This is a genomic window from Candidatus Dormiibacterota bacterium, from assembly GCA_035532035.1.
Lineage (GTDB): Bacteria > Vulcanimicrobiota > Vulcanimicrobiia > Vulcanimicrobiales > Vulcanimicrobiaceae > Tyrphobacter.
Genome location: DATKRS010000035.1, coordinates 12,240 through 22,539 on the forward strand (window position 1 = coordinate 12,240; position 10,300 = coordinate 22,539).

At 63.3% G+C, this 10,300-nt stretch carries 10 protein-coding genes and 1 tRNA gene; 6 read left to right on the top strand and 5 right to left on the bottom strand.

Annotation, left to right across the window (positions count from 1 at the left end):
* Genes VMV82_10925 through VMV82_10935 form a run of 3 tightly spaced genes read left to right on the top strand, consistent with a single transcriptional unit; the run spans position 1 to position 4,482 of the window.
* Complete coding sequence (locus VMV82_10925; GenBank protein HUY42058.1) at positions 1 to 1,440, top strand: aldehyde dehydrogenase family protein; 1,440 nt, start codon at positions 1 to 3, stop codon at positions 1,438 to 1,440.
* Positions 1,433 to 3,040: a peptide ABC transporter substrate-binding protein gene (locus VMV82_10930; protein ID HUY42059.1), complete on the top strand. Its 1,608-nt coding sequence runs from the start codon at positions 1,433 to 1,435 to the stop codon at positions 3,038 to 3,040. The genes VMV82_10925 and VMV82_10930 overlap by 8 nt, the downstream gene beginning before the upstream one ends.
* Entirely contained in the window at positions 3,028 to 4,482 is a 1,455-nt protein-coding gene (locus tag VMV82_10935) for an NADP-dependent isocitrate dehydrogenase (protein HUY42060.1), read from the top strand. The genes VMV82_10930 and VMV82_10935 overlap by 13 nt, the downstream gene beginning before the upstream one ends.
* Positions 4,483 to 4,490: 8 nt before the next feature.
* Here the strand turns inward: VMV82_10935 and lepB are convergent, their stop codons facing one another.
* Positions 4,491 to 5,249: a signal peptidase I gene (gene lepB / locus VMV82_10940; GenBank protein HUY42061.1), complete on the bottom strand. Its 759-nt coding sequence runs from the start codon at positions 5,247 to 5,249 to the stop codon at positions 4,491 to 4,493.
* A 113-nt stretch (positions 5,250 to 5,362) separates the two neighbouring features.
* Positions 5,363 to 5,944 carry a ferritin-like domain-containing protein gene (locus VMV82_10945; GenBank protein HUY42062.1) on the bottom strand — a complete coding sequence of 194 codons (582 nt, stop codon included), beginning with the start codon at positions 5,942 to 5,944 and terminating at the stop codon, positions 5,363 to 5,365.
* A 147-nt stretch (positions 5,945 to 6,091) separates the two neighbouring features.
* Between VMV82_10945 and VMV82_10950 the strand changes: the two genes are divergently transcribed.
* The 3 genes from VMV82_10950 to VMV82_10960 all read left to right on the top strand — a co-directional run bounded on the left by VMV82_10950 (position 6,092) and on the right by VMV82_10960 (position 7,878).
* Positions 6,092 to 6,937: an aldehyde dehydrogenase family protein gene (locus VMV82_10950; GenBank protein HUY42063.1), complete on the top strand. Its 846-nt coding sequence runs from the start codon at positions 6,092 to 6,094 to the stop codon at positions 6,935 to 6,937.
* 33 nt (positions 6,938 to 6,970) lie between these two features.
* Positions 6,971 to 7,753, top strand: a complete 783-nt coding sequence (locus VMV82_10955) for an EAL domain-containing protein (GenBank protein ID HUY42064.1) — start codon at positions 6,971 to 6,973, stop codon at positions 7,751 to 7,753.
* 34 nt (positions 7,754 to 7,787) lie between these two features.
* Positions 7,788 to 7,878, top strand: a tRNA-Ser gene (locus tag VMV82_10960).
* A 40-nt stretch (positions 7,879 to 7,918) separates the two neighbouring features.
* Here the strand turns inward: VMV82_10960 and VMV82_10965 are convergent.
* The 3 genes from VMV82_10965 to VMV82_10975 form a co-directional block, all read right to left on the bottom strand.
* A complete protein-coding gene (locus VMV82_10965) occupies positions 7,919 to 8,884 on the bottom strand; it encodes a hypothetical protein (GenBank protein HUY42065.1) in 966 nt (321 codons plus the stop codon).
* Positions 8,885 to 8,951: 67 nt separating this feature from the next.
* The gene (locus VMV82_10970; GenBank protein HUY42066.1) at positions 8,952 to 9,671 is read right to left on the bottom strand and encodes a hypothetical protein; all 720 of its coding nucleotides are present in this window, start codon (positions 9,669 to 9,671) and stop codon (positions 8,952 to 8,954) included.
* Positions 9,668 to 10,195 (bottom strand): YqeG family HAD IIIA-type phosphatase, encoded by a 528-nt coding sequence (locus VMV82_10975; protein HUY42067.1) that lies wholly within the window; start codon positions 10,193 to 10,195, stop codon positions 9,668 to 9,670. The genes VMV82_10970 and VMV82_10975 overlap by 4 nt, the downstream gene beginning before the upstream one ends.
* Positions 10,196 to 10,300 lie beyond the last annotated feature (105 nt).

A 10,300-nucleotide genomic window follows, 5' to 3' on the forward strand; every position in this document is an offset into this window, starting at 1 on the left:
ATGGCGACGAAATTTGCATACGCCCCAGCTCCCGAACGCGTGCGACCGCAGTTGCGGGAACGCTATGGACTCTTCATCGGCGGTCGCTGGACCGCGCCGGAGAGCGAGCGCTACATGGAGACGATCAACCCTGCTGACGAAACGCGTATCGCCGAGGTCGCCTACGGCGACGCACAGGACGTCGATCGCGCCGTACGCGCCGCCCGCAAAGGTTTCGAGCGCTGGAGCAAGCTCTCGCCGGCAGATCGCGCGAAGCTCATCTACCGCGTCGCGCGCGCGATCACGGAGCGCTCCCGCGAGCTCGCCGTGCTCGAGTCGCTCGACGGCGGAAAGCCGATTCGCGAATCGCGCGACTTCGATATCCCCACGTCGGCGGCGCACTTCTTCTATTATGCCGGCTGGGCTGACAAACTCGAGTGGGCAATGCGCGCAGAGCGCACGCCGGAGCCGATTGGCGTCTGCGGACAGATCGTCCCATGGAACTTCCCGCTCTTAATGGCCGCATGGAAGGTCGCACCGGCACTCGCCTGCGGGAATACCGTCGTTCTCAAGCCCGCCGAGACGACGCCGCTCACCGCCCTCGCGCTCGCCCAGATCGTCGAAGAAGCTGAGATCCCCCCGGGCGTCATCAACGTCGTCACCGGCGACGGTGCGACGGGCGCAGCTCTCGTCGACCATGACGGCGTAGACAAAATCGCCTTCACCGGCTCGACCGAAGTCGGCAAGATCATCCAGCGACGCATCGCAGGCAAAGGGAAGCGCCTGACGCTCGAGCTCGGCGGCAAGGCTGCCAACGTCGTCTTCGCGGACGCGCCGCTCGACCAAGCCGTCGAAGGGATCGTCCAAGGCATCTACTTCAATCAAGGCCACGTGTGCTGCGCGGGATCGCGGCTACTCGTGGAGGAGAATGTCCACGACGACATCGTCGAGCGACTCACCAACCGGATACGCACGTTGCGCCTAGGCGACCCGCTCGACAAGAACACGGATATCGGTGCGATCAACTCGCGCGTGCAGCTCGAGAAGATTCGCGAGCTCGTCCACAGCGGGATCGACGAAGGCGCGACGCTCGTCCAAGCGGAGTGCGAACTGCCGCCGCGCGGCTTCTTCTTTCCCGCGTCCTTCTTCACCAACGTGCAGCCGTCGCACCGCGTCGCTCGCGAAGAGATCTTCGGCCCGGTGCTCGCCGTCATGACCTTCCGCACGCCCGACGAGGCGATCGACAAGGCCAACAATACCCCGTACGGTCTATCGGCGGGCGTTTGGACCACCGAGGGGAGCAAGAACATGTGGGTCGCGCAGCACCTACGCGCAGGCGTCGTCTGGTGCAATACCTTCAACAAGTTCGACCCCAGCTCGCCGTTCGGAGGATACAAGGAGTCGGGGTTCGGTCGCGAGGGCGGCATCCACGGCCTGCGCGAGTACCTCAAGCATGCATAGAATGCTTGCCGCCCTCTTGGCAGCCGCGTTGCTCGCCGCGTGTTCTCGCACCGGCGGCACGGCCGGAACAACCGGCGGAAATCTTCGCATCGCCCTTCCAATCGATATCACGAACATCAATCCGATCCTCGCGCAGAACGCGGTAGAGAGCTTCGTCGACGGCTTGATTTTCGACGAGCTGGTCACGATCGACAGCCACGGGAACGAGGTGCCGGACCTGGCCGCGGTCGTGCCGACGATGCAGAACGGCGGCATCAGCCGGAACGGCTTGACGATCACCTACCACTTGCGCCACAACGTCCGCTGGCAGGACGGTACGCCGTTCACGAGCCGCGACGTCAAGTTCACTTGGCAGGCGATCATGAACCCCAACAACAACGTGCTCTCGCGCCGCGGATACGACCAAATCGCCTCGATGGACGCGCCCGACCCGTACACGGTCGTGCTGCACATGAAGAGAATCTTTCCGCCCGCCATCGACACGATCTTCGGCGAGAGCGACACGCCGTACCGCATTCTTCCGGCGCATCTGCTGGCGCAGTACCCGAACCTCAATCAGGTGCCGTTCAACTCGAGCCCGGTCGGCACCGGTCCGTACCGCTTCGCACGCTGGGAGCGTGGCGACCGCATCGTCCTCGACGCAAACCCGCAGTACTTCCGCGGCGCACCGCATATCGCGCAGCTAACGCTGCTCATCATCACCGATGCGAATACTGCCGAAACCGAGATGCGCTCGCGCGGCGTCGACCTCGAGATCGAAGTTCCGACGACGAACTACCATAGCCTGATCCAGGATCCCGGCTTCGTCGGCCTGTTGGCCAACGCTCCGTCGTACGACGCGATCCTCTTCAACACGGCGCGCGCACCGCTCGATGCCGTCAACGTGCGCCGCGCCCTGGCGCTCGCGATCGACGACAGGACGCTCGTCCGCGATACGACCTACGGCACTGCGCAAGTCGGCAACGCGGACCTGACACCGTTCTCGTGGGGCTACGACGCCGCGCTCGCTCCGACGCCGTACGACCCGACGCGTGCGGCCTCGATGCTCGACGCGGCCGGTTGGCACCTCGGCCCGAGCGGCCTCCGCACGAAAAACGGCAAGAGGCTGACGCTCCAGCTCGCGTACGGCCAAGGGAGCACGGGCGCGCGTGCCATCGTCGAAGAGGTACAGCAGATGCTGCGTAAAGTCGGGGTCGACGTGCAGCTCAAGAGCTACGCCTACGCCAATCTCTATGCCGCCGCAGAGAACGGCGGGATACTCAACGGCGGCAAGTTCGACATGACTCTCTATGCCTGGATATCGGGAGCCGATCCGGACAACTCCTCCCAGTGGACGTGTGCGGCAATTCCGCCCAACGGGAACAACGTCGCGCGTTACTGCTCCTCGCAAATGGATGCCGCGCAGCGCCTCGCGCTTTCGACGTTCGATCGCGCGGTCCGCAAGCGCGCCTACGCACGGATCGAATCGCTGCTCCTGCAGGATGCGCCCGCTGCGTTCTTGTTCGACGCACCGCTGCGATACGTGCTCGTGAGGCAGCTGCAGAACTTCACCCCCAACGGCATCAGCGAAGGATGGAACGCTCAGGAATGGCAGTTGTAGCCGCCAAGAAAACCCCGGTTACCGTCGCATACGGCGATGGCATCGGCCCCGAGATCATGGACGCGACGCTACGGATCCTTCAACACTCCGGAGCGTTGCTCGATATCGATCGCATCGAGATCGGGGAGTCGATCTACAAGCGCGGACTGCAGAGCGGCATCGAGCCGCGTGCCTGGGACTCGCTGCGCCGTACGAAGGTGTTTCTCAAAGCGCCGATTACGACGCCGCAAGGCGGCGGTTTCAAGAGCCTCAACGTAACCGTGCGCAAGACGCTAGGAATGTATGCAAACGTCCGGCCGTGCGCGTCGCTCTACCCGTATGTCGCGACGAAGAATCCGAACATGGATCTCGTCATCGTGCGCGAAAACGAGGAGGACGTCTATGGCGGCATCGAGCATCGCCAGACGCAGGACGTCGTGCAGTGCTTGAAGCTCATCTCGCGTCCCGGGAGCGAGCGCGTCGTCCGCTACGCCTTTGAATACGCGCGATCCCACGCGCGCAAAAAAGTGACGTGTTTCTCGAAAGACAACATCATGAAGATGACCGACGGTCTCTTCCACAAAATCTTCGACGAGATCGCCAAAGAGTATCCCGAGATCGAGAACGAGCACTGGATCGTCGACATCGGCTCGGCGAAGATGGTCGATACCCCCGACGCCTTCGACGTACTCGTCATGGAGAATCTCTACGGCGACGTGCTCTCCGACGTCGCCGCCCAGATGACCGGCTCGGTCGGCCTCGCCGGCTCCGCGAACATTGGGGACCATTGCTCGATGTTCGAGGCGATTCATGGTTCCGCGCCGCGACGTGCAGGCCAGAACCTGGCGAATCCGTCAGGACTCTTGCACGGCGCGCTTCTGATGCTCTCGCACATCGGTCAAGGCGACATCGCCGAGCGCATTCACAATGCATGGCTGCGAACGATCGAGGACGGCATACATACCTACGACATCTACGATGCGCGCGTCTCGAAGCAGAAGGTCGGCACCAGCGAGTTTGCCGATGCAGTGATCGCGCGCATCGGCCTTGAGCCCGAGCATCTGCGCCCCGCGCGCTACGCAAAGCGCGCCGAGATGGAGCTCGGCGTACGCGCAGCCGGCCCACGTGCTCGCAAAGAACACGTCGGAGTCGACGTCTTCCTCGATCTCCCCGGCGGCAATCCGGACGAGATTGCCGCGCGCATTCAGGCGCTCTCGATTCCGAGAGCCACGCTTACGGTGATTGCCAATCGCGGGACGAAGGTCTGGCCGAACGGCGATCCCGACACGTTCTGGAGCGATCACTGGGCGTGCCGCTTCGAGCGCGAGGGCACCGCCTTCTCCACGAAGGACGTCGTGAGCATCGTCGGAGCGCTCGATGCAGCGGGGCTCGACGTCGTGAAGACCGAGGGGCTCTACGCCTTCGACGGCGCGCGCGGCTTCTCGCTCGCACAGGGTGAGTAGAGGCGCACTCAGAGAACGCGCACTGCTTGTCCGACGATGGCGCGGCGCGGCACGCAGCCGAAGACATGGGAGTCCTCGGAATCGTTGACGTTGTCGCCGAGGACGAAGTAGCAGTTCTCCGGTAGGCGTGCAGGATCGTTCCATGCCGTCGGCAGGGGCACGTCGGCGATGCTGCGATCGAGGGGAACGCCGTTCACTTCAATCGTGTCTTGTGCGACATCGAGCGTATAGTCGGGGAAGGCGCGGTTTCTCCAGCCCCGGGGTCTGCGCCCGTTCCTGAGAACGCCGAGGCCATCGACCTCGAAGCGATCGCCGGGCTTTGCGACGAGGCGTTTCAGATACACGCGGTTCGGGGCTACCGCGACGGCAACGATGTCGCCGATGCGGGGCATGCGGTGCCGGTATGCGGAGAAGTCCACCACCGCAAGGGACCCTACCGCAATCGCGGGCTCCATACCATCGGAACGCACCGTTACGATGGTATATGCGTCCCCGTGCGGGACGCTGAGCGCCGCGGCGACGTTCGCATAGACCCGGTGAACCGCCGGCAGGCTCGTCCAGCTCGCGTACAAGAAAAAGAACGACGCGCCGAGCAGCACTCGCGCGCTGCCCGCGCCGATGACCGGGAGCGCGTGCGCGGATTCGATCGCCGCCAGGAGCACGATGCCGACACCAAGGCGCAGGTTCGTACGTTCCAGCTCGAGCTGGATTGCGGCGGAACGCACGGCGCAGACGTACGCCAGCCAGAGCGCAATACCAAGCTCCACATCCAGCCGCCGCGTTGCCGCACATGCACGCATGCGACCAGTCTAGCCGAAGCGCGCTCGCTCTTCCTCGGCCCCGGTGCAAATGGGGAAAAAGGTCCCGAATTACGTAGAGTCTAGCGTCCCTTGTGAAGGCCGTCGCTCTGCGTGGTCAGCTCGGGCTCGAGCCGGTCGATGAGGTCCTGCATGTCGTTGGCGTGCTCTTCTTCTTTTTCGAGGATCGATTCGAGGAGCCGTCGCGATGTCGGATCGTTGTCGGCAAAATACCGGATAATCTCCGTATAGGACTCGATCGCTACGCGCTCTGCAATGAGATCTTCGCGGATCATGTCGACGAGCGTGTCACCTTCCTTGTATTCCGAGTGGCTGCGCATTGCGAGGCCCTCCGGATTGAGGTCGGGCGCGCCGCCCAGCTGCGTGATGCGCTGCGCGATGCGATCGGCATGATCTTGCTCGTCGTTCGCGTGCTCTAAGAACTCTTGCGCCACCGCGTCCTTGTTCAGGCCCTTCGCCATGAAAAAATGACGCTTGTAGCGCAGGACGCACACGATCTCCGTCGCCAGGGCTGCATTGAGGATCTCGCAGGCGACCTTCGGGTCGCCTCGATAGCTTTCGGTGACGGCTCCCCGCTCGATGTTCTCGCGAGCGCGCCGGCGTAGTTCCTTCACGTCGCTCAGAAATGGTTGCGTCTTTGCCACTGCAGCGTCTCCTTCCCGATGCGGGCTTTCCCCGTTACGAACCCGGGGACACGAGCGTACGGGTCGCTCTCCTAGGGCTCCTGCCTCCCGGCGTCGTAGGTTGCTCCCGTGTCGAAGAACGGCGTCGCGCGCCTCCCAGTCCGCAAGATGTACAAGCTCTTCATCAACGGTTCGTTCGTCCGCTCTGAATCGGGACGCAGCGATCTGCTGAGCGAGGGCAAGTCGTTCGCCGCAAACATCGCCCGCGCGTCTCGAAAAGATGCGCGCGACGCGGTCGTCGCCGCGCGTGCCGGGCAGCGCGCGTGGTGGGGAACGGCGCCGGGGACACGCGGCCTGGTCCTCTACCGTCTCGCCGAGATGATGGAGGCGCGCCGAACCGAGCTGACGGAACGGGTTCGCGAAGGTACGCCGTGCGAACCGGCCGCGGCGTCGCTCGAGGTAACCGCCGCGATCGATCGCACGATCTGGTACGCGGGCTGGTGCGATAAATTCGCGGCGCTGCTTTCGACGCGTAACCCCGTGGGCGGACCGCACTTCAACTTTTCGACGCCGGAGCCGACCGGCGTCGTTGCGGTGCTCGCGCCGGACGCGCCCGTCCTGCTCGGACTCTTGTCGGTGATCTTGCCGCCGCTCGCAGCCGGAAATGCGCTCGTCGTCGTCGCCTCCGAGCACGATCCCCGTACGGCTGTCGTCTTCGCAGAGTCGGTCGCAACGAGCGACCTTCCCGCCGGCGTCCTCAACCTTCTCACCGGTTCGCGCGCCGAGGTGGGGCCGGTGCTCGCCAAGCACATGGACGTCAACGCAATAGCGTACGACGGTTCCGAGAGCGTGCTCGCCGCGCAGCTGGAGGCCGATGCCGCAGAGAACGTCAAGCGTACGCGCCCGCGGCCTGCGCGAGCGCGCGACGAATGGTTTTCGGACGAGGCACAGAGTCTCGACGATATCGAGGCCTTCTCCGAGATCAAGACCATCTGGCATCCGGCCGGCGTGTAGAGAGGTTCGCTTACCCTGAGCTATCGCCAACCGATGCATCGCCGGTTCGCAAACGCGCTGGTGAACAACGAGTTCGTGCTTTTCTACCAACCGGTGCTCGATCTGCAGACCGGGGAGATCATCGGCTGCGAGGCCCTGTGCCGATGGCCGCAGCCGGACAACACCTTCACGCCCCCGGACACGTTTATACCGCAGGCCGAAGCCTCCGGGTTTATCGTCCAGCTCGGCGAATGGGTGCTTCGCACGGCAACGCAGCAGGTCTACGCGTGGCAGAAGAGATTCGACATACCGATCCTGCTCGAAGTGAATCTCTCGGCACGCCAGTTCGTGCACTACAACCTCGTGCGCTCCATCGAGGGCACGCTGGCGAACGTTCAATACCGGCCGGAGTGCCTCGAGTTCGAGATCACCGAAACCGTCGCAATGACGAACGCCGACGACTCCATCGGGATCATGCGTCAGCTAAAGAACTTGGGAATCAGCCTCGCGCTCGACGATTTCGGTACGGGCTATTCATCGCTCTCGCATCTCAAGCGCTTTCCTCTCGATAAACTCAAGATCGACAAGACCTTCGTACGCGACATTCCCAACGACGGCAACGATCTCGCGATCGTATCCGCGATCATCGCCATGGCGCATGCCTTGGGACTCAAAGTGCAAGCCGAAGGCGTCGAAACGGAAGCCCAGGCGGAGTTTTTGCGGGAATGTGAGTGCGAGCTCGCGCAGGGTTTTCTCTTCGGCCGGCCGCTGCCGCCGGGCGAGTTCGAGGAACTCTTTGAACGCTACCACAAAGGCGGGCTTGTATTTAAAAGCTAGGAGTACCGCGCACGGTGGGGCACCATTTGAACCGGGAGAGGTGGCAGAGCGGTTGAATGCACTCGCTTGGAAAGCGAGCAGAGGTGATAAGCCTCTCGGGAGTTCGAATCTCCCCCTCTCCGCCACGCTTCGACGAGCTCAGCGTGACACGATGTTCCCGAACTCCTAGTTGCCCGCCGCGACGCCCAGCACCAAGGCGCCGAATCCAATGGTCGTCTGCGCCACCGGAACGCTCGCCGCGCTAAAAGGAGGCGAGTATTCGTAGAGCGTCGACGCGAGCGTTACGGTCTTCGTCGTCGTATAGTAGAGGTTTCCGTTCGCGTCAAACGCGAGGTTCTCCGAGTTGGGCAGCGTCGCCGTCGAGATAACTGTCGCCGGCGTGCTCAAGTTGCTGAACGGCGGATTATAAATCTCAATTTGTTCCGGGTTGCCGCCCGCAGCGTACAGATTGCCGCTCGCGTCGAATGCAACGCCGGAGTACCCCTGAGAACCACCGCTGGTAATGGATGCGATCGGCGTCGACGCAGCGGTTAGCGGCAACGAATAGACGTAGATGTGGTCGGTGAACCCGGTAAAGGTGGCGACGGCCAACGTGCTTGCGTGTACGGCTAACTCTTGAAGGCAACAATGGTTACCGTTCGGTAGCAAGAAGTTGAAACTCGCGGTGCTCCCGCTGCTGAGCGGCGTGGAAAAGACGTACAGCGAGTTGCCGATCCCGGCGATGAGATTCCCCGAGCCGTCGAAAGCGAGTCCCTGAGCGGCACCGGGCGGCGTTGAAATCTCAAAATCCGGCGAGGAGAGATGCATGAGCGGCAGCTTGTAGACGGCGATGTATTTGTCCTGATAACCGACGAACAAGCGATGGCTCGAGTCGAGCGCGAGCCCGAAAGGCCCTTCGTTACCGGAAGGGGGTGCAACGCTGACGAGCGGGGCGGAGTTACTCGAGAACGGTAACGTGAACGCGAGCAGACTCCCTGGCGACACGTCGGCTGAGTTGGATGCATTGGCGACGTAGAGAAGCGTCGGAATCGCGTTCGTCGGCGGATTTAAGGCGGTGCCGCTTCCGTTGCAACCCGCGGTCATGGCGAAAGCGATGAGGGTAGCGGCGAGCGAGCGGTGTCGACGTGTCATCTCCTGGGCACCTCCGTGGCGCATACTTGGCACTCGGTTCATGGGGCCCTTCAATAGCGTTTCTTGCTTATCTGCTCTCCAGCCAAAACGAAAACGCTGCCCGAGCCTGCGCCTCGAGCATCTCCGCGCCGTCCACGACGCGGCGTCCTATCTGTCTGCCCAGCGTCGCACGATCGCCATAGTTCGCATCCATGACGAGCGGTACGCGCGACGCCACCGCGGCGACCTCCGCAGGCAACTGCGCCTCCGGTGAGAGGGCGGAAAAAACAGCATCTTCGATGCGAACCTCGCGAGCGAACGCCAGCCCACCAAAGCGCGCGCGGAGTGCCTCGACCTTGCCCGCGTCGCGGCTCCAGAGCCAGAGGCGCACGCCCTCTTCGGCGAGCTGCGCGACGACCGCACGAGCCGCCGGACCGGTTCCGAGGACGAGGATCTCGCGCCCGGCGAGCGATCCGAGATGCGCGCGCAAAGCCTCCGCTGCGCCGGTACCGTCGGTCGTCGTCCCCAGCAAGGTCCGTCCGAAGACGACCGTGTTCACCGCCCGAGCGCGCTGCGCGGCGAGCGAAAGGTGATCGCATGCCGCCAACGCTTCTTCTTTGAGAGGCGACGTCACGTTACACCCGGCAAAGGCTTCCTCCGCGAGCCGGCGCAGCGCGCCCGCTGCTCCGCCAGCCCCAACGCGAATCGCTTCGTACGATCCGTCGACTCCGGCCTCGCGCAGCAGGCGACGATGAATCTCGGGGCTTGCGCTGTGTGCGACGGGATCGCCGATGACCGCTAGTTTCATCGCCGCTGCGGCAGCATCAAACGCTCGAAGAACCGGAACACGTTGGTGATCGGGTGGTCGTTCGCTTCGAGCGGCTCCGTCAAAATCGTGTAGAGCCCGCAAAGCTTACCGCCAAGGACGTCGGTGAAGAGCTGGTCGCCGACTACGGCGACGTGACGTCGGGGAAGCTGCAGCGTACGCAGGGCTCGCACGAACCCGACTGGGGACGGCTTACACGCATTGGCAACAAATGGAATACCCATCTGCCGAGCGATCTGCGTGACGCGATCGGAGAAGTTGTTCGAAAGCATCACGAGCCGCAAGCCACGCTCCTGCGCGCTTCGTACCCACGCGAGATGCTCTTGCGCGATCTCGCTGCCACCCCAGGAAACGAGCGTGTTGTCGAGGTCCAGAATCAGTCCTCGAATCCCGGCTGCCTCCAGCTCCGCGAGCGGCACCTCACAAAGGCGCGGGGCAAAGCGATCCGGGCCGAGCATCGGGCGGCTCTTGCACCGGCTATCCTCGGTATCCTCGGTTCTCTCCACAGGGCAGATAACGCTATCCCCAGCCATCAACAGCCGGTTCACAAGGATTCCACCGGTCCACCACAATATCTTGTGGTCCTAGCGAAAATATGCCACAATAGATGC

Excerpts from the sequence above, each read along its gene's own strand:
- VMV82_10955 (HUY42064.1), top strand. The coding sequence starts at position 6,971 with ATGCATCGCCGGTTCGCAAACGCGCTGGTGAACAACGAGTTCGTGCTT.
- VMV82_10950 (HUY42063.1), top strand. The coding sequence starts at position 6,092 with ATGTACAAGCTCTTCATCAACGGTTCGTTCGTCCGCTCTGAATCGGGA.
- VMV82_10970 (HUY42066.1), bottom strand. The coding sequence starts at position 9,671 with ATGAAACTAGCGGTCATCGGCGATCCCGTCGCACACAGCGCAAGCCCC.
- VMV82_10925 (HUY42058.1), top strand. The coding sequence starts at position 1 with ATGGCGACGAAATTTGCATACGCCCCAGCTCCCGAACGCGTGCGACCG.
- VMV82_10965 (HUY42065.1), bottom strand. The coding sequence starts at position 8,884 with ATGACACGTCGACACCGCTCGCTCGCCGCTACCCTCATCGCTTTCGCC.
- VMV82_10935 (HUY42060.1), top strand. The coding sequence starts at position 3,028 with ATGGCAGTTGTAGCCGCCAAGAAAACCCCGGTTACCGTCGCATACGGC.
- VMV82_10930 (HUY42059.1), top strand. The coding sequence starts at position 1,433 with ATGCATAGAATGCTTGCCGCCCTCTTGGCAGCCGCGTTGCTCGCCGCG.